Annotated in this window: 16 protein-coding genes; 1 reads left to right on the forward strand and 15 read right to left on the reverse strand. The window is 67.5% G+C overall.

All coding sequences use genetic code 11. The annotated features are described in order from the left end of the window. Positions 1–7: 7 nt before the first annotated feature. From ACOYR3_RS20105 to slmA, 9 genes are all read right to left on the reverse strand, one after another. Positions 8–868 (reverse strand): acyl-CoA thioesterase, encoded by an 861-nt coding sequence (locus tag ACOYR3_RS20105; protein ID WP_422844065.1) that lies wholly within the window; start codon positions 866–868, stop codon positions 8–10. Between the two features lie 27 nt (positions 869–895). Then, entirely contained in the window at positions 896–1,789 is an 894-nt protein-coding gene (locus ACOYR3_RS20110) for an alpha/beta fold hydrolase (protein WP_422844066.1), read from the reverse strand. A gap of 323 nt (positions 1,790–2,112) precedes the next feature. Next, positions 2,113–3,312, reverse strand: a complete 1,200-nt coding sequence (locus tag ACOYR3_RS20115; RefSeq protein ID WP_422844067.1) for an acetyl-CoA C-acyltransferase — start codon at positions 3,310–3,312, stop codon at positions 2,113–2,115. Positions 3,313–3,327: 15 nt separating this feature from the next. Next, positions 3,328–3,840, reverse strand: coding sequence for a DUF4442 domain-containing protein (locus tag ACOYR3_RS20120; protein WP_422844068.1), 513 nt, complete (start codon positions 3,838–3,840; stop codon positions 3,328–3,330). A gap of 13 nt (positions 3,841–3,853) precedes the next feature. Beyond that, on the reverse strand, positions 3,854–6,256 hold the full coding sequence (locus tag ACOYR3_RS20125; protein ID WP_422844069.1) for a 3-hydroxyacyl-CoA dehydrogenase NAD-binding domain-containing protein: 2,403 nt from the start codon (positions 6,254–6,256) through the stop codon (positions 3,854–3,856). 66 nt (positions 6,257–6,322) lie between these two features. Continuing rightward, entirely contained in the window at positions 6,323–6,760 is a 438-nt protein-coding gene (locus ACOYR3_RS20130; protein ID WP_422844070.1) for a DUF2147 domain-containing protein, read from the reverse strand. 45 nt (positions 6,761–6,805) lie between these two features. Further along, positions 6,806–8,602 carry an acyl-CoA dehydrogenase C-terminal domain-containing protein gene (locus ACOYR3_RS20135; protein ID WP_422844071.1) on the reverse strand — a complete coding sequence of 599 codons (1,797 nt, stop codon included), beginning with the start codon at positions 8,600–8,602 and terminating at the stop codon, positions 6,806–6,808. Positions 8,603–8,607: 5 nt separating this feature from the next. After that, entirely contained in the window at positions 8,608–9,345 is a 738-nt protein-coding gene (locus ACOYR3_RS20140) for a TetR/AcrR family transcriptional regulator (protein WP_422844072.1), read from the reverse strand. Positions 9,346–9,486: 141 nt separating this feature from the next. Then, positions 9,487–10,149, reverse strand: a complete 663-nt coding sequence (gene slmA / locus ACOYR3_RS20145; protein ID WP_422844073.1) for a nucleoid occlusion factor SlmA — start codon at positions 10,147–10,149, stop codon at positions 9,487–9,489. 287 nt (positions 10,150–10,436) lie between these two features. On the opposite strand from slmA, the gene ACOYR3_RS20150 reads away from it, so the two are divergent. Then, positions 10,437–11,759: an IS4 family transposase gene (locus tag ACOYR3_RS20150; protein ID WP_422843399.1), complete on the forward strand. Its 1,323-nt coding sequence runs from the start codon at positions 10,437–10,439 to the stop codon at positions 11,757–11,759. Between the two features lie 12 nt (positions 11,760–11,771). Here ACOYR3_RS20150 and ACOYR3_RS20155 read toward each other — a convergent pair whose 3' ends face one another. From ACOYR3_RS20155 to ACOYR3_RS20180, 6 genes are all read right to left on the reverse strand, one after another. Next, positions 11,772–13,223, reverse strand: coding sequence for an ATP-binding protein (locus ACOYR3_RS20155; protein WP_422844074.1), 1,452 nt, complete (start codon positions 13,221–13,223; stop codon positions 11,772–11,774). An 84-nt stretch (positions 13,224–13,307) separates the two neighbouring features. Next, positions 13,308–14,006, reverse strand: coding sequence for a response regulator transcription factor (locus tag ACOYR3_RS20160; protein ID WP_422844075.1), 699 nt, complete (start codon positions 14,004–14,006; stop codon positions 13,308–13,310). Between the two features lie 11 nt (positions 14,007–14,017). Then, on the reverse strand, positions 14,018–14,908 hold the full coding sequence (argB, locus tag ACOYR3_RS20165) for an acetylglutamate kinase (protein WP_422844076.1): 891 nt from the start codon (positions 14,906–14,908) through the stop codon (positions 14,018–14,020). A 105-nt stretch (positions 14,909–15,013) separates the two neighbouring features. Then, positions 15,014–16,117 carry a glycosyltransferase family 4 protein gene (locus ACOYR3_RS20170; RefSeq protein WP_422844077.1) on the reverse strand — a complete coding sequence of 368 codons (1,104 nt, stop codon included), beginning with the start codon at positions 16,115–16,117 and terminating at the stop codon, positions 15,014–15,016. Positions 16,118–16,265: 148 nt separating this feature from the next. Further along, complete coding sequence (locus ACOYR3_RS20175) at positions 16,266–16,973, reverse strand: lytic transglycosylase domain-containing protein (protein ID WP_422844078.1); 708 nt, start codon at positions 16,971–16,973, stop codon at positions 16,266–16,268. Further along, positions 16,970–17,620, reverse strand: coding sequence for an acyltransferase (locus ACOYR3_RS20180; protein ID WP_422844079.1), 651 nt, complete (start codon positions 17,618–17,620; stop codon positions 16,970–16,972). The genes ACOYR3_RS20175 and ACOYR3_RS20180 overlap by 4 nt, the downstream gene beginning before the upstream one ends. Between the last annotated feature and the right edge of the window lie 3 nt (positions 17,621–17,623).

Consider the following 17,623-nt stretch of genomic DNA (forward strand, 5'->3'; position numbering starts at 1 on the left):
GGTGCGGTTATTCCTTGTAGTAAACGATCTGGTGGCTGGTAGCCAGCATGGTGCCGGCCTCATTCCACAGCTGCACGGTCTGGTCGAAGAAGCCGTTGCGGAACTCCTGCCCGCGCGCCTGGCCGAGGAGGAAGCCGGTCCCCGTGGCCTGCAATTGGGCGGCCGTGGCGTGGAAGTACACGGTGATGGACACCGTACCCGCCGGCACCTGGCGCGCGCGGCGCAGCCACACGCGCGGGAAGAACACATCGGCCAAGGCGACCAGCGCGGCAAAGTCGAGCGGCCGGGGCGGCGCGTCGCGCATCCACAGCTGCGTGAGGCTGTGGTCGCCACTGCCGTCCCAGTTGCGCGGGATGAAGCCCGTCACGGGGCGCATCTCGTACCGGTTGAGCCACTCCACAGCGCCCAGGGGTGCGACGATGGCCTTGTGCTCCACGGCGGGCGGCACCTCGGGCATGGGCATGTCGCCCACGCTCCAGGTCTCGCGGCGCACGGCCGTCACCGCCGTGGCGGTGGTGGTGACCACCGGGGCGCCGTCGGCATCGGCCTGCAGGATCGACAGCGTCCAGTGCTGGGTGGATCGGTTGGTGCGCACCGGCGTCGCCTGCACCGTGAACGGCCCGGCGGTCAACGCGCCAGCGTAGTTGACGGTGAGCGACAGCGGGTCGCCCAGCCGGTCGGGGTGCTGCAAGACGGCCTGCAGCAGCGTGGCGGCGGTGATGCCGCCAAAGGGGCCCACCATGTTCCAGTAGCCCGGGTGCGTCTGGCCTTGGTACTGGTCAGCAGCCCCCTGCGCAGGAGCCAGCTGCACCGCCTCGTCCAGCGGATGCCGGGCGGAGGACGAAGAAGGATTGGAAGAGGAAGTCATGCTGCAAGTGTGCCGCGAAACGGCCGCTCAAGCCGTCGTACCGGAGACTTCCTGGCGGGCCGCCAGGGTACCGCCGCCCAGCGCCGCCAGGGCCGCCGCCGCCCGCGGCCACAGGCTCTGGCGGAACTGGTCGCGGAAAAACCCGAAGTGCCCGATGCGCCGCACCTGCAGGTCGGCCGGCGTGATGCTTTCCACCCGGCGCTCGGTGTTGGCGTACAGGTTGACGAGGTTGTGCGTGCCGCGCAAGGTCATCAGCTCGTCGTCGGCCATCGACAGCGCCAGCACCGGGAACCGCACCGCGCCATAGCGCTGCGCCACGGCCGGCCCCTCCGCGCCCACGCTGTAGGCCGGGTGCAGGCACCAGCGGCGCCACTGCAGGATCACACCCGCCGGCAGGTCGCCCACCTTCTTGAGCGTTCGCCCCGGAAAGTACCCGCACAGCCGCGTGGCCACGGGCACCAGCACCCACCAGAAATACGGGACGATGCGCTTGAGCTGCGGCGCGTTGTCGCGCCAGTAGCCGCTGCCGGCGGCCACACTCAGCAGGCCCGCCACCTGCTCGGGCTTTTTCAGCAAGCCCGGCAGCTGCGCGCCCAGGCTGTGCCCCAGCAAGTACAGCGGCAGCGAGGGCTGCGCGGCCTTGGCGGCGGAGATCACCGCCTCGTAATCCTCGGCCCAGTCGAACAGGTCCGCCTTCACATCGCGCATGGGGCCCTGCAGCGAATCGCCATGGCCCCGGTAGTCGAAGGTGGTGACCCGAAACCCCTGCTGCGCCATCCACCGCGCAAAGGCCTCGTAGAAGGATTGCCGCACGCCCATCGCGCCGCCGATGACAACGCTGGCGCGCAGAGCGCCCTCGGGTTCATAGACACGCAGCGCCAAAGACACTGCCCCGTTGACCTGCAAGGTTTGCTTGTCCAACGCTTGTCTCCTTGTGTCGAAACCGATCTGCGCCGGCTTGAAGAAAAGAAGTATCGCTGAGGGATGGGACCTGGCTTCGACAGGCTCAGCCCGAACGGTGGGGGTTCGCGCTCCGCGCTTCGACAGGCTCAGCCCGAACGGGTGGGGTAACACCCTTCTCTACTACCTTTTTGCCTTCCTGCCTTCACACCCCGCCCTCCAGGACGTAGCGAGCGGCTTGCAGGCCAGGCGGACGGAGCGCAGTAACCGGAACGTACTTCCTGTACGTGAGGATTCCGAGCACCGCCCAACGACGCAGATGGCCCGCGCAGTAGCCAGCTAACTCACAGCGCTTCAATAATTCCGGCAGCGCCTTGTCCGGTACCCACGCACATCGTGACCATGCCGTACTTCAGCTTGTGGCGGCGCAGCGCATGCACCACCGTCGCCGCGCGAATCGCACCGGTCGCGCCCAGCGGATGCCCCAGCGCAATGGCGCCGCCCATCGGGTTCACGTTGGCGGGGTTCAGGCCCAGCGTGTTGATCACGGCCAGCGACTGGGCTGCAAACGCCTCGTTCAGCTCGTACCAGCCAATGTCGTCACTCTTCAAGCCCGCATAGCGCAGCGCGGCCGGGATCGCCTCGATCGGGCCGATGCCCATGATCTCGGGCGGCACGCCGCGTGCGGCGTAGCTCACAAAGCGGGCCAGGGGCGTCAGTCCAAACTGCTTCACGGCCTTTTCGCTGGCCACGATGAGCGCACCGGCGCCATCGCTGGTCTGCGAGCTGTTGCCCGCCGTGACGCTGCCGCGTGCGGCAAACACGGGCTTGAGCTTGGCCAGGCCTTCCAGGGACGTGTCGGGGCGCGGGCCTTCGTCCAGGTTCACGGTGCGGCGCTTTTCCACCACTTCGCCGGTGACGAGGTTGGGCGAACGCTCCACGATCTCGATGGGCGTGATTTCGTCGGTGAACTCACCGGCCTTTTGCGCCTTGATGGCCCGCAGGTGGGATTCAAGGGCGAACGCGTCCTGCGCTTCGCGGCTCACCTTCCACTGCTGGGCGACCTTTTCTGCCGTGAGGCCCATGCCGTAGGCAATGCCCACGTTCTCGTCCTTCGCAAAGATCTCGGCGTTGAACGAGGGCTTGTTGCCGCCCATGGGCACCAGGCTCATGGACTCGGCGCCGCCGGCGATCAGCACGTCGGCCTCCCCCACGCGGATGCGGTCGGCGGCCATCTGCAGCGCGGTGATGCCCGATGCGCAAAAGCGGTTCACCGTCACGCCGCCCACGGGGTGGTCAAACGCCAGGCCCATGGCAATGCGCGCCATGTTCATGCCCTGCTCGCCCTCGGGGAAGGAGCAGCCGATGATGGCGTCTTCAATCGCCTTGGGGTCCAGCGTGGGCACCTGCAGCATGGCGCTCTTGACGGCGGCGACCAGCAGATCGTCGGGGCGGGTGTTCTTGAAATAGCCGCGGCCCGAGCGCCCGATGGGCGTGCGCGTGGCGGCGACGATGTAGGCGTCCTGGACTTGTTTCTGGGCCATGGTGTTGAAACTCCTTCAATTCTTCGGAACGGGGCGGCTGGAGGGAACCCAGGCCCACGTAAATACACATTCGACCGGCTCCGCACCGGCTTCGTCGGTCACGGTGGCCGCCACCTGCACCTCGCCCTTGTCGCTGGCCTGCATGGCGGCGCGCTGCCCGGCGGTGAGCGTGGCCACGGCCTTGAGACCGCCCGTGGCGCGCTTCTTGAACGCCATGCTGAACTCCTTGGCCAGCGGCAGGCAGTCGTCGCGCACGTTCATGCCCACCACCATGCCGGTGGCCGTCTCGGCCAGCAGGTTCATGGCCGAGGCGTGCACGCCGCCGATGTGGTTCTGCACGCGGTGCTCGTTGGCCAGATGCACCTCCACACGCTCGGGCGTGAGCGACACAAACCGCACCCCGGCCGTGCCGGTGAAGGGCACGGCCCGGCGCAGGATGACGTTCTGCACGAAGCCCCGCAGGAAGGCGGGGGCCTCGTCCAGGCGCATCAGCGAGCGCTGGAGTTTGTTGGGGGCTTGGCTGGTCATGGTGATGCCGGTGTCAGTTGCGCACAGGCTTACCGGTGGAGAGCATTCCGAGAATGCGCTCATGCGTCTTGGGCTGGGCGATCAGGTGGCAGAACGCCCTGCGCTCCAGCGTGAGCAGGTATTCCTCGCTCACCAGCGAGCCGGGGTCCACATCGCCGCCGCAGACCACCTCGGCGATCATCGCGGCGATCTTGAAGTCGTAGGCGCTGATGAAGCCGCCGTCGCGCATGTTCACCAGCTGCGCCTTGATGGTGGCCAGGCCGCTGCGGCCCGCTACGGGGAACAGGCGCTTGTGCGGCGCGCGCCAGCCGCTGGCGGCCAGGGACTTGGCTTCGTTGATGGCCACGAACAGCAGCTCGTCCTTGTGCGGCACGATGATGTCGCTGTCCAGCAGGTAGCCCAGCTTGCGCGACTCGAGTGCGCTAGTGCCCACCTTGGCCATGGCGGCGGCGGTGAAGCCTTCGGTCAGGAAGGGCAGGATGTCCTTGCTGGTCGAAGCGGCCATGTTCTCGGCCGCACGGCGGGCGATGTAGGTCAGGCCACCGGCGCCCGGCACCAGGCCCACGCCCACTTCCACCAGGCCGATGTAGCTTTCCATGTGCGCCACGCGCTTGGCCGAATACACGGCCAGCTCGCAACCACCGCCCAGCGCCATGCCGTGGATGGCTGCCACCACGGGCACCTGCGCATAGCGGATGCGCAGCATCAGGTTCTGCAGTTCCTGCTCCACGCTTTCGATCGCGTCGGGGCCGCCCACCACGAAGGCGGGCATGGTGGCCTCCAGGTCGGCGCCCACGCTGAAAGGCGCGTCGCCGGACCAGATGACCATGCCCTGGTATTCGTTCTCGGCCAGTTCCACGGCTTCCATCAGGGCTTCCATCACCTCGGGGCTGATGGCGTGCATCTTGTTCTTGATGCTGGCGATCAGGACCTGGCCGTCCAGCGTCCAGGTGCGCAGCGCCTTGGACTCGGCAAGGGTCGTGCCGGCCGTGCGCCAGTCGGGCAGGCTGGTCTCGCCCAGCAGCGGCTCGGGGAAGAGCTGGCGTTCGTACACGGGCAGCTGGCGGCGGGGCACGAACTTTTTCTGCGAGGCGCTCCACGAGCCTTGCGCGGTGTGCACGCCACCGGCTTCGGCCACGGGGCCCTTGAAGACCCACGCGGGCAGCGGCGCCTTGCACAGGGCCTTGCCCGCATCAATGTCTTCCTGGATCATCTTGGCGACTTCGAGCCAGCCGGCTTCCTGCCACAGCTCGAAGGGGCCTTGCTTCATGCCGAAGCCCCAGCGCATGGCCTGGTCCACGTCGCGGGCGTTGTCGGCAATCGTGCCCAGGTGCACGGCGGCGTAGTGAAAGCTGTTGCGCAGGATGGCCCAGAGGAACTGGCCGGGTGCGCCTTCGGCGTTGCGCAGCAGGCGCAGGCGCTCGGCGGCGGGCTTCTTGAGCATGCGGGCGTACACCTCGTCGGCCTTCTGGCCGGCGGGCACGTACTCTTCGCTTTCCAGCTCGAAGCGCATCACGTCGCGGCCCACCTTCTTGTAGAAGCCGGCCTTGGCCTTCTGGCCCAGGTTGCCCAGCTCCAGCAGCTTCTTCAGCACGGCGGGCGTGCCGAAGCTTTCGTAGAAGGGGTCGGTCTCCAGGCTCAGGTTGTCCTGCAGCGTCTTGATGACGTGGGCCATGGTGTCCAGGCCCACCACGTCGGCGGTGCGGAAGGTGCCGCTCGATGCGCGGCCCAGCTTCTTGCCCGTGAGGTCGTCCACCACGTCAAAGGTCAGGCCGAAGTTCTCGACCTCCTTCATGGTGGCCAGCATGCCGGCAATGCCGACGCGGTTGGCCACGAAGTTGGGCGTGTCGTGCGCGCGCACCACGCCCTTGCCCAGGCCGCTGGTGACGAAGGCTTCGAGCTGATCGAGCACCTCGGGCCGGGTGGTGGGCGTGTTGATCAGCTCCACCAGCGTCATGTAGCGCGGGGGGTTGAAGAAGTGGATGCCGCAGAAGCGCGGCTTGATGCTCTCAGGCAGCACTTCGCTCAGTTTGGTGATCGACAGGCCCGAGGTGTTGGACGCCAGGATGGCGTGCTTGGCCACGTGGGGCGCGATCTTGGTGTAGAGGTCCAGCTTCCAGTCCATGCGCTCGGCAATGGCCTCGATCACGAGGTCGCATTCCTTGAGCAGGTGCATGTGCTCTTCGTAGTTGGCCTGCTGGATCAGCGCCGCATCGTCGGCCACGCCCAGGGGCGAGGGCTTGAGCTTCTTCAGGCCTTCCACGGCCTTGGTGACGATGCCGTTCTTGGGGCCGTCCTTGGCGGGCAGGTCGAACAGCACCACGGGGACCTTCACGTTGACGAGGTGGGCCGCAATCTGCGCGCCCATCACGCCTGCGCCGAGCACGGCGACTTTTTTCACTTGGAATCGGGACATGGGTTGGGTTCCTGGTTGGGGCGCGGCGCGACACCGCTGGGGCGCGCACGGCCACGGGAATGGGGTTTACTGGACGCGGATCCAGGTTTGCGTGCGGCCGAACGGGCCGATCGAGCCGCGCACTTCGAGCTTCTTGCCGCCTTCGATGGGCGTCATGCGCAGGGTGTAGTTGCGGCCGTTCTCGGGGTCGAGGATCTTGCCGCCTTCCCACACGTCCTTGCCCTCGGCCTTGCGGGCGCCGCGGATGATCTCCAGCCCCAGGATGGGCTTGCCCTTGCGGTCGTCCGAGCATTCGTCACAGACGTCGTCGGGCTTGGCATCCTTGAGCAGGCGCTTTTCCAGCGCCCCGTTCAGCACGCCGCCCCCGGTGTCGCGGATGCGGATCTCGGCCTTGGCCTCGCCGGTCTTGTCGTCGATGTTGCGCCACAGGCCTTCGGGCGTCATCTGCGCCCAGGCCGGCAACGCACTCGCTACCAAAACAATAGCTGCTACCGCTTTGTACATAAGCGCTCCGTGGCAAAAAGGCTTGAAATCCGCTTGCGTCACCGATCAGGCCAGGGCCAGATCGGTGTCCATCAGCACCTTGCTGCCGGCGCGGGCCGTGCGCATGAGCGTGGCAGTCTCGGGGAACAGCTTGGCGAAGTAGAAGCGCGCCGTCTGCAGCTTGGCCTGGTAGAACGGGTCGGTGTTGCCGGCAGCGATCTCGCGCAGGGCCACCTGGGCCATGCGTGCAAACATGTAGCCGAACACCAAATGGCCGGCTACGCGCAGGTAGTCCACGGCGGCGGCGCCCACTTCATCGGGGTTCTGCATGCCCTTGAAGCCGATCTCGGTGGTGAACTTGGTCATCTGGTCGCCCAGCATGGCGATGGGGTTAATGAACTCGGCCATCTTCTCGTTCACACCCTCTTCCTCCACCAGCTTGCCCACCAGCTTGCCGAACTTCTTGAGCGTGGCGCCGTTGTTGCCCAGCACCTTGCGGCCCAGCAGGTCCAGCGACTGCACGGTGTTGGTGCCTTCGTAGATCATGTTAATGCGGTTGTCGCGCACGAACTGCTCCATGCCCCATTCCTTGATGAAGCCGTGGCCGCCAAAGACCTGCATGCAGGCGTTGGTGGAAATGTGCCCGTTGTCGGTGATGAAGGCCTTCACGATAGGGGTCAGCAGCGCCACCAGCTCCTCGGATTCGGCACGCACCTTTTCATCGGGGTGGCTGTGCACCTTGTCCAGCAGCAGCGTGCAGTAGATCTGCAGCGCCCGGCCGCCTTCGGCATACGCCTTGGCGGTGAGCAGCATCTTGCGCACGTCGGGGTGCACGATGATGGGGTCGGCGTCCTTGTCGCGGGCCTTGGGGCCGCTGAGCGAGCGCATCTGGATGCGGTCCTTGGCGTACGCCAGGGCGTTCTGGTAGGCCACTTCGGTCAGGCCCAGCGACTGGTTGCCCACGCCCAGGCGGGCGGCGTTCATCATCACGAACATGGCGGCCAGGCCCTTGTTGGGCTGGCCCACCAGGGTGCCCACGGCGCCGTCCAGGCTCAGCTGGCAAGTGGCGTTGCCGTGGATGCCCATCTTGTGCTCCAGGCCCGTGCAGAACACCGGGTTGCGTTCGCCCAACGCGCCGTCGGCATTGACCTGGTACTTGGGCACCACGAACAGGCTGATGCCCTTGCTGCCCTTGGGTGCATCGGGCAGGCGGGCCAGCACCAGGTGGACGATGTTGGCGGCCATGGCGTGCTCGCCGGCGCTGATGAAGATCTTGTTGCCGGTGATCTTGTAGGTGCCGTCGGCCTGGGGCTCGGCCTTGGTGCGCAAGAGGCCCAGGTCGGTGCCGCAGTGGGGTTCGGTCAGGCACATGGTGCCGGTCCACTCGCCGCTGGTCAGCTTGGGCAGGTACAGCTTCTTCTGCTCGTCGGTGCCGTGGGCGTGCAGGGCCTCGTAGGCGCCGTGGCTCAGGCCGGGGTACATGGTCCAGGCCTGGTTGGCCGAGTTCATCATCTCGTACAGGCACTGGTTCAGCACGAAGGGCAGGCCCTGGCCACCGTAGGCGGGGTCGCACGAGAGGGCCGCCCAGCCGCCTTCCACGTACTGGTCGTAGGCTTCCTTGAAGCCCGTGGGGGTCTTGACCTCGTGCGTGGTCTTGTCGAGCACGCAGCCTTCGGTGTCGCCGCTGATGTTCAGGGGGAAGATCACTTCCGAGGCGAACTTGCCGGCCTCTTCGATCACCGCGTTGATGGTGTCCACGTCCACCTCGGCATGCGGGGGCATGGCCTTGAATTCATCGCTGACCTTGAACACTTCGTGCATCACGAATTGCATGTCGCGCAGCGGCGGCGTGTACGTAGGCATGGGGGTTACTCCTTGGAGGTGGTTTGGTTGGAAACTTTGCGGCGCTTGGCAACGGCAGGGGCTGCGGATGCCGCGGCGGTCGGCGCCTCGGCGCTGTAGCGCGCCAGGATGTTCTGAAAGCCCTGGATGGCACGGGCCATGGAGCCCGGCGTCTGCAGGAAGCGCGCCTCGTAGTGCAGCGCGAGGATGAGGCCATGGATCTCGAACAGCATCTGCTCGGCATGGGTGTCGGTGCGCAGCTCGCCCAGCTCCTTGCACTGCTCGATGGCGCGGCGCATGGCGGCGTGCCAGGTCAGCACCGAGCTGGCCAGCGCGTCGCGCACGGGGCCGGTGCGGTCGTCGAACTCCACCGCACCGCTGATGTAGATGCAGCCCGAGTCGATTTCGATGGAGGTGCGCTTCATCCAGTTGTCGAACAGCGCGCGCAGCCGGGCCACGCCGCGCGGCGCGGTCATGGCGGGGTAGAACACCTCCTGCTCGAAGCGGGTGTGGTATTCGCGGATGACGGAGATCTGCAGCTCTTCGCGCGAGCCGAAGTGGGCGAACACGCCCGACTTGCTCATGCCGGTGACATCGGCCAGCGCCCCGATGGACAGGCCTTCCAGCCCGATGTGCGTGGCCAGGCCCAGCGCCGCCTCGACGATGGCAGCCTTGGTTTGCTGACCTTTTTGCAGGGCGCGCCCGTTGCCGCTGCGCGCGCGCGGGACACGGGTGGCCGGACGGGGATCGAGGGCGGCGGACATGCGGCAAATAAAACGAACGTTCGTTCTATTTTGCAGCAAATTCCATGACGGGCCAAAACCCTTGGCAAAAATAGGGAGAGAACCCCAGCGCGCGTTGCAGGGGCGCCACCGGCCCCGCGCCGGAGCCCAGGCGCGGCGCGGCTACAGGATCAGTGCCAGGCTGGCTTCCAGGTGCTCCGACGGGAGCCGCTTGAACCCTGAGCGCGCATAGCGCTGCAGGCGCCCCACGGCAAACGCCGTGAGCACGCTGGCGGCCACTTGCGCGTCCACGGTGGGTGTGGCCGACGCGGCCGCGGCCGGGCGCAGGCACTGGCGCAGCGTGGACTCGATGCGGTCGAAGAACTGGTTCATGCGCTGCTGCAGGCGCTCGTGCTCGAACACCAGCGCGTCGCCCACCATCACGCGCACCATGCCCGGGTTGCGCTCGCCAAACTGCAGCAGCAGGGCCACGATGCGTGCGGCCTGGCGGGCCCCCGCCTCGGGCGCCTGCGCGGGGTCGGGGACGTCGCGGCCGGTGATCTGCGCCACCAGCGTGAAGACGGTCTGCTCGATGAAGTCGATCAGGCCTTCGAACATCTGCGCCTTGCTGGCGAAGTGGCGATACAGGGCGGCTTCGCTCACGGACAGGCGCGCCGCCAGCGCAGCCGTGGTGATGCGCTCAGCCCCGGGCTGCTCCAGCATCGCAGCCAGGGCCTGCAGGATCTGAACGCGCCGCTCGCCGGGCTTGGGCCGCTTGCGCGCGGCGGGGGCTTCGGCCTCGCCGTCGTTGCGGGCTGGCACGGGAAGGGGCGAGAGTTCGGACATGCGGATGGAGCTCTGAAAAGGCCCGTGGGGCCGGTAGCGCAAGCGCCCAGGCCGGCACGGCAGGGCGTAAGTGATGTGTGGAAATGATTCTCGCACAGCCCTGTGCACGGCCCGCCGGGCCCGCCTGGACCCAGGATTCGTGCAAAGCATCCTTAGGACCATCCCTTTCAAGGTCTTTGGAGTTTGATCATCTAAGCTTCTGATTTCACGGGGATCGTGGGACCTGGGAGCAAAGAATCTGGCGGGAAATCATTGAGCGGTTTGAGGAGCAGGCACCGGGCGCGGTGATGGCGCACCTGGCACTGGAACAGGCCTTGCCAGCGAGCTGGATAGACGAAGTGTTCCAGGCACACCGGCAACGGCAGTACCCCCGGGAGCTGCTGTTCTCCAGCGTGGTGGAGCTGATGCTGCTGGTCACCTTGGGACTGCGGCCTTCGCTGCATGCGGCCGCGCGCAAGATGGCCCGGCAGCTGCCGGTGTCGCTGGCCGCACTGTATGCCAAGGTCCAGCGCACCGAGCCTGCCGTGCTGCGGGCGCTGGTGCAAGGCAGCGCCCGGCGTCTGGCGCCGTTGGTGAGCGGCATGCCCGAGCGGCAAAGCCTGCCGGGCTGGCAGTTGCGGGTGTTCGACGGCAATCATCTGCCGGCCAGCGAGAAGCGGCTGGGCCCCTTGCGCGGACTACGGGGCGCGGCGCTGCCAGGCCACACGCTGGTGGTGTACGACCCGGACAGCGCGCTGGTGTGCGACATCGTGGCCTGCGAGGACGCCCACGAGAGCGAGCGCACGGGCGCGGCGGCGCTGATTGAGCAGGCGCAGGCTCAGCAGGTGTGGATCGGCGACCGGCACTTCTGCACCCGGGCCATCGTGCAAGGGCTGGCCGAGCGCGGTGCGGGTTGCATCGTGCGCGAGCACGCGCGCCATCCGCGGCTGCGCGGCTGCGGGCCGTGGAGCGAGGCCACCGCCATCGAGACGGGCGGGGTGCGCGAGCAGGCTATCGAGCTGGCCGAACCCCACGAAGGAGCCCTGCGGCAGTGGCGACGCATCGAACTCACGCTGCACACGCCCACCGAGTCCGGCGACCAGGCCCTCGTGCTGTGGAGCAACCTGCCGCCCGAGGTCGACGCAGCCACCATCGCGCAGCTGTACCGCAAGCGCTGGCGCATTGAAGGTCTGTTCGGCCGCCTGGAATCCGTGCTGAACAGCGAAATCAAGACGCTGGGCCACCCGCGTGCGGCGCTGCTGGGATTTGCGGTGGCGGTGCTGGCGTACAACGTGCTGGCGGTGCTCAAACAACTCATCGAACATGCGCATCGCCAAAGCCATCCGGAACTGGACGTATCCACCTACCATCTGGCGGTGGACATCGCGGCCGATTACGGGACGATGCTGCGAATGCTGCCACCCGAGCAACTGCCTCGCCCCGGCGGCGATGTCGGGCGACTGCTCGAACGCCTGCTGCGCCTGGCCAGCCTCATGAGCCCCAAACAACTGGCCACCTCCAAACGCAAGCCCAAGGTCGCTCAAGCCAAAGGCTACGTCGGCGGCGCCATCGCTCGCGCCCACTTCTCTACCGCTCGCTTGCTTAAGAAGGCTGCCGGGAAAAGACCTTGAAACGGATGATCCTTAGGACGGAAAGACCACCGTGACGACCAGCCCGCGCCCTTGGGGGCCGCTGCCCAGCGTCAATGCAGCCCGGTGCACCCGCGCGATCTCATCGGCAATGGCCAGGCCCAGGCCCGTGCCCTCCCCGACCGTGCCGGGCACGCGGTAAAAGCGCTGCATCACCCGGGCGCGCTCGGCCTCGGGCACGCCGGGGCCGTCGTCCTCCACCTCGACAAACACCCGGGGCGGCCCCGCCCGTCCCTGCCGCATGCCGCAGCGGATGGTGACGACGCCGCCTGCCGGCGTGTACTTGATGGCGTTGTCGATGAGGTTGGAGATCAGCTCGCGCAGCAGCCAGCCGTGGCCCGTGACGTGTACGGGCTGGACTTCCAGGCCCAGGTCCAGGCCCTTGCCCATGGCCGGGTCGAGAAAGGTCTCCAGCAGCGTCTCGCACAGGTCTTTGAGGTCCACCCGCTGCGGGGGCTGCGCGTCCAGGCTGCGCGCGTCGGCGCGCGACAGCGCCAGCAACTGGTGCGCCAGCTGCGAGGTGCGGCGCGTGGCGTTGCGCAGCTTCTCGATCTGGTCAACTCCTAAAACAATAGCGCCTCGCGCTTGTCCATCAAGCGCTGGAGGCTTTTTTTGATCCAACTCTTGCACAGGCGCGCGCGGCGGGGCTGCCGCCTTGGCCATCATGGCCCACGCCTCCACCTGGGCCTGCAGGCCGGCCAGGGGCGTGCGCAACTGGTGCGCGGCGTCGGCAACGAACCGGCGTTGCCCCTCGGCCTGGGCGTTGACCAGTGCGAACAGCCGGTTCAGGGAATGGACCAAGGGACGCACCTCCGTGGGGGATGCCGCTTCGTCGATGGGGCTGAGGTCCCGCGGGGACCGGTGCTCGACCGCCTCGGCCAGGTCCACCAGCGGCTTGAACGCACGGCCCACCGCCCAGTGGATGGCCAGCGCCGCGGCCGCCACCAGCACCAGGTTGGGCAGCAGCACGCGCAGCAACAGCTGCTGCGCCCACTGCTGCCGTGGGTCGGAGCCGTCGGCCAGGGCCACCACCAGTTCCCCCGCGCCGGTGCGGCCGCGCTGCGCCGCGATGCGGTAGGTCACGCCGCCAAATTCGACGCTGTGGAACTCCGGCGCGTGGGTAGTCGGCACCGCCCCTTGCACCCAGTCATCGCCCAGCAGCAGCCTGCCCTGCAGGTCGCGCACGCTGTAGCCCGAAAACCCGGGCTTCTGGCGCAGAAAGTCCTCCACAGGCGGCGCCAGCAGCAGCAGGGGTGGTTCGTTGTCACGGATGGCGGGCGCCAGCACCGAGTCGGCCAGCGCGGGCAGCAGGCGCAGCAGCCGCTGGTCGTGCTGGCCCGCCGCTTCGTCGGCCGAGCGGTAGTCCAGCCACACGCCGGCCAGCGCCAACAGGCACAGCGGGAGCACCAGCAGCAGCAGCAGCCGGTTGCGCAGGTCGGAGGTCATGGCCCGCAGCCCGGGCCGGGGGGTTTGCGGTGGCCTGGATGAGCGCATGGCAGTGGTGCTGGGCGCAGCGGGGCCGTCAAGGCATCAGGCGCTCGCCTGCAGCTCAAGCCGGTAGCCGAACCCCCGGATCGAACGCAGCGCTACGCCGTGCGGCTCCAGCTTGCCCCGCAGGCGGGAGACGTAGACCTCGACCGCGTTGGGCGTGATCTCCTTGTCCCACCCGGTCAGCGCCTGCAGCAGCTTGTCCTTGCTGGCGGGCTTGGGCGCATGGATCAGCAGGTATTCAAGAACCGTCCACTCGCGGGGGCCCAGCTCGATCACCACGGACTCGCCCGCCGGGGTGCGCACGCTTGCGCGGCGCCCCGCGGTGTCCAGCTCCAGCGGGCCGAAGCTCAGCACGGCGGTGGTGGCCGCCTGCGACCGGCGCAGCAGGGCGCGCAGGCGCGCGAGCAGCTCGGGCAGCTCGAACGGCTTGACCATGTAGTCGTCGGCGCCCAGGTCCAGCCCCTGCACGCGGTCGTGCAAGGCGTCGCGCGCGGTGAGGATCAGCACCGGCATGGCATGGCTCACCATGTCCGGGCGGCGCAACCGCCGGGTCAGTTCCAGCCCGTCCATGGCCGGCAGGCCGATATCGATGATGGCGGCGTCAAAGGATTCGCTGCGCAGCACCTCCTCGGCCCGCTCGCCGCTGCCCACCCAGTCCACGGCGTAGCCTGCATCGGTCAGGCCCAGCTTGATGCCGCTGGCGACCATCACATCGTCCTCGACCAGAAGCAGGCGCATGGTGCGGAAGGTCAGTGCGACCGGATCATGGTGCCGTAGGCCTGATCGGTCAGGATTTCAAGCAGCATGGCGTGGGGCACGCGGCCGTCAATGATGTGCACCGCGTGCACGCCGGCCTTGGCCGCATCCAGTGCGCCGGCGATCTTGGGCAGCATGCCTCCGGAGATGGTGCCGTCGGCGAACAGCGCATCGATCTCGCGCGCCGAGAGGTCGGTCAGCAGGTTGCCCTGCTTGTCCAGCACGCCGGGCGTGTTGGTCAGCAGCATGAGCTTTTCTGCCTGCAGCACCGTGGCCAGCTTGCTGGCCACCACGTCGGCGTTGATGTTGTAGCTCTCGTTGTTCTCGCCAAAGCCGATGGGGCTGATGACGGGGATGAAGGCATCGTCCTGCAGCGCCTTGACCACGCTCGGGTCGATGGAGACGATGTCGCCCACCTGGCCCACGTCGTGCTCGATGGTGGGGTCCTTGCTGTCCACCATCTTGAGCTTTTGCGCGCGGATCATGCCGCCGTCACGCCCCGTCAGGCCCACGGCCTTGCCGCCGGCCTGGTGGATCAGGCCCACGATGTCCTGCTGCACCTCGCCGGCCAGCACCCACTCGACCACTTCCATGGTTTCGGCATCGGTCACGCGCATGCCCTGGATGAATTGGCCCTTCTTGCCCAGGCGGTTGAGGGCGGTCTCGATCTGCGGGCCGCCGCCGTGCACCACCACGGGATTCATGCCGACCAGCTTGAGCAGCACCACGTCTTCGGCAAAGTCGGCCTGCAGCGCCGGGTCGGTCATGGCGTTGCCGCCATACTTGATGACCATGGTCTTGCCATGGAACTTGCGGATGTAAGGCAGCGCCTGGGCCAGGATTTCAGCCTTGTCGCGCGGGGCAATCGAAAGAAGGTCGGTCATGGAGGCGGGCCATCCAGAGATGAAAAACGGTGAGGCGCAAATTGTGCCGCATTCGCACGCCGCCCAGGGCATGCCCCCGGCGGGCGCGGCAGGCAGTCGGGGCGCTCAGTGGCGCAGCCAGCTCGGGACCTTGAAGCGCACGATGGCGAAATACGCCATCACGTAGCTGATGACAAACAGGCAGCAGAACGCCATCAGCAAGGGGGTGTTGCCCCAGAACAGCACGGCCGGCACCACGGTGAGCAGGGTGAAGCCCCACAAGTAGGGCGAGGTGCGGTTGTTGCGCATCAGCACGCGGCGCGACTCGTCGTCGTGGAACACGCCGCGCACGATGCGCCGGTAGATGAGCTGGTGAAAATGCAGGGCATCCGCCACGCCGGGGGACACGCCGCGCACCGCCTTGCGGTAGATCGAGAACAGGGTTTCCCACACCGGATAGATCAACAGCAGCATGGGAAACCACGGCGAAACGTCCGGGTTGCGCTGCACTAGCGAAATGCTGGCCAGCGCGATCACCCCGCCCCACACGTAGGCTCCGCCGTCGCCGGCAAACAGCATGCCGCGGGGGTAGTTCCACACCAGAAAGCCCCCGGTGGCCGCCGCGGTGGACACCAGCAGCGCCGCCAGTGCCCGGTCGCCCACCTGCAACGCCACGTGGGCCAGCGCCAGGCAGACGATCAACGCCACCATGCCCGCCAGTCCGTTGTACCCGTCGATGATGTTGAACGCATGGGGCAAGCCCGCCACCGCCAGCACCACGATGGCCATCCCGAGCCAGGGCGCCGCGGCCAGCAGGGAATCGAGCCAGGGCCAGCCGGTGCGCGGCAACGCCAGATCGAGCAGGAGCACCGCGAGCACGCCGGAGGCGCCGGTAAGACTCAGGCGGTAGCGCACCGACAGGCGCTGGGTCATGTCTTCGGCAATCCCGCCCAGTGCGGCCGGCAACAGCGCCACCAGCCAGCCACACGCCCACCAGCCCAGTTTGAGCGAGCCCGGGTCCCCCCAGCGCAGCGATTGCAGCACGCCCAGGCCCCAGCCGAACGCAATCCCCATCAGCAGGGCCACGCCGCCCAGGCGCGGAACGTCCCCCAGATGGAAGCGCTGCGGCATCCCGTTGCCGTACACCGAAGCATGGCTGCGCATCCATCGCACGATGAAACCTGCAGCCAAAGCCGCCACGATGAACGCCACCACGGATAACCAGATCATGAGCGGCCGATGGTACTCGCAGTGAAGTGGGCGCCTGTAAGAGCCTGTTCGACGCTCGCGCCGCGACCCGGCAGAGCCGTCCCGACCCGGTCAGAGCAGGTGGGCAGCAATAGATGCAAAGAAGCAGCCACGGGAGGAGAGGCCGGGGCTACCGGAGCAGGCTGCGATAGAACCGCATGACCTTTTCCACGTACTGCTGGGTTTCCGGGTAGGGCGGGATTTGGCGGCCATACTTGAGCACGGCCCCTTCCCCGGCGTTGTAGGCCGCCAATGCCAGTTCCTTGTCCCCATCGAACATTCGCAGCAGGTCCGCCAGGTAGCGGGTGCCAATCTGCGCGTTCACCTTGGGCTCCATCGCAGCATGCTCGCCGGCAGAGGAGGGACGCGCCGCCACACCGTAGCGCTCGGCCGTCGCCGGCATCACCTGCATGAGCCCCAACGCGCCCTTGCGGGAGACCGCCTTGACATTGAAGGCCGATTCCGCCGCCGCGACGGCAATCACGAAGGCAGGATCCAGCGACTGCGCCGCGGCCGCGTCCTCCAGATGCTGCTTGACGTCTTCATAGCCCGGTAGCCGCGTGGCGGAAACGCTGCCGCCTTTACCCTTCAACGAAGCGGCAGGCACTTGGCCCAGCCACACCACGCCACGCGAAGCGGCCGCCGACGGGGGAACATTGCCGATGTGCGTCACACCATCGCCGTCGACAAACTCCCAGATCTGGTTGGCCCAGGCGAACGGGGCCGTCAGGCCGGCCAGCAGCGCCAGGCAAAGCGCGCCCCACCGGCGCAGCGCGGTACGCCGGTGGCGAACTCCCCGCTCTGCCTTGTCTTGGCGCAACAGCGACTGTGACGTCATTTGGAAACCCTGCGTCCTTTGCATACAACATCCCGCACCAGCGCGCGCATCCGGCGCAACCCCGACGCCGGCTCCTGAGGGACCGGCACCGCCGCCGGCCAGGCATCCCCACGGCGCGACCGAACCAGCCGTGCAGGCATCCCTGCCGCCACCATGCCCGCCGGCACATCCTGCCGCACCAAGGCGCCCGCGGCCACCACTGCGCCGCGGCCGATGGTCACCCCTTCCAGCACAATGGCGCCCGCGCCGATCCAGGCGCCGTCTTCCACGCGGATCGTTCCGCGGGTAATGCGGTTGCGCGCAATGATGGCATCGCCTTCATCGATCGCATGGCCCGCAGACAGCAGCTTTGCGTGGGGGCCGATCAGTACATCTTCGCCAATCTCGAGCCCCCCCTCGCCGGACAGGTAGCAGCCCACATTGACAATGGTGCGCGCCCCGATCCGTATTCCTACGCAAGGGTCTGCCACCACATCCCCCAGCACCAGACGGGTTTGCGCGTAGAGGCTCACCCCCTCCGCGAGCGCCACCACGCCGGCCCGCTCTCCGAACCGCATGACCGACACCGTCGGATCGACTCGGCACTCCGCGCCCAGGCTGTCGATGCCCACATGGGTCGCGACAAAATCAGGAATCCCCAGCAACATCCG

It is taken from the genome of Acidovorax sp. M2(2025) (assembly GCF_049330835.1).
GTDB lineage: Bacteria > Pseudomonadota > Gammaproteobacteria > Burkholderiales > Burkholderiaceae_C > Acidovorax.

Excerpts from the sequence above, each read along its gene's own strand:
- ACOYR3_RS20105 (WP_422844065.1), bottom strand. The coding sequence starts at position 868 with ATGACTTCCTCTTCCAATCCTTCTTCGTCCTCCGCCCGGCATCCGCTG.
- ACOYR3_RS20115 (WP_422844067.1), bottom strand. The coding sequence starts at position 3,312 with ATGGCCCAGAAACAAGTCCAGGACGCCTACATCGTCGCCGCCACGCGC.
- ACOYR3_RS20120 (WP_422844068.1), bottom strand. The coding sequence starts at position 3,840 with ATGACCAGCCAAGCCCCCAACAAACTCCAGCGCTCGCTGATGCGCCTG.
- ACOYR3_RS20125 (WP_422844069.1), bottom strand. The coding sequence starts at position 6,256 with ATGTCCCGATTCCAAGTGAAAAAAGTCGCCGTGCTCGGCGCAGGCGTG.
- ACOYR3_RS20130 (WP_422844070.1), bottom strand. The coding sequence starts at position 6,760 with ATGTACAAAGCGGTAGCAGCTATTGTTTTGGTAGCGAGTGCGTTGCCG.
- ACOYR3_RS20135 (WP_422844071.1), bottom strand. The coding sequence starts at position 8,602 with ATGCCTACGTACACGCCGCCGCTGCGCGACATGCAATTCGTGATGCAC.
- ACOYR3_RS20140 (WP_422844072.1), bottom strand. The coding sequence starts at position 9,345 with ATGTCCGCCGCCCTCGATCCCCGTCCGGCCACCCGTGTCCCGCGCGCG.
- slmA (WP_422844073.1), bottom strand. The coding sequence starts at position 10,149 with ATGTCCGAACTCTCGCCCCTTCCCGTGCCAGCCCGCAACGACGGCGAG.
- ACOYR3_RS20150 (WP_422843399.1), top strand. The coding sequence starts at position 10,437 with ATGGCGCACCTGGCACTGGAACAGGCCTTGCCAGCGAGCTGGATAGAC.
- ACOYR3_RS20155 (WP_422844074.1), bottom strand. The coding sequence starts at position 13,223 with ATGACCTCCGACCTGCGCAACCGGCTGCTGCTGCTGCTGGTGCTCCCG.
- ACOYR3_RS20160 (WP_422844075.1), bottom strand. The coding sequence starts at position 14,006 with ATGCGCCTGCTTCTGGTCGAGGACGATGTGATGGTCGCCAGCGGCATC.
- argB (WP_422844076.1), bottom strand. The coding sequence starts at position 14,908 with ATGACCGACCTTCTTTCGATTGCCCCGCGCGACAAGGCTGAAATCCTG.
- ACOYR3_RS20170 (WP_422844077.1), bottom strand. The coding sequence starts at position 16,117 with ATGATCTGGTTATCCGTGGTGGCGTTCATCGTGGCGGCTTTGGCTGCA.
- ACOYR3_RS20175 (WP_422844078.1), bottom strand. The coding sequence starts at position 16,973 with ATGACGTCACAGTCGCTGTTGCGCCAAGACAAGGCAGAGCGGGGAGTT.
- ACOYR3_RS20180 (WP_422844079.1), bottom strand. The coding sequence starts at position 17,620 with ATGTTGCTGGGGATTCCTGATTTTGTCGCGACCCATGTGGGCATCGAC.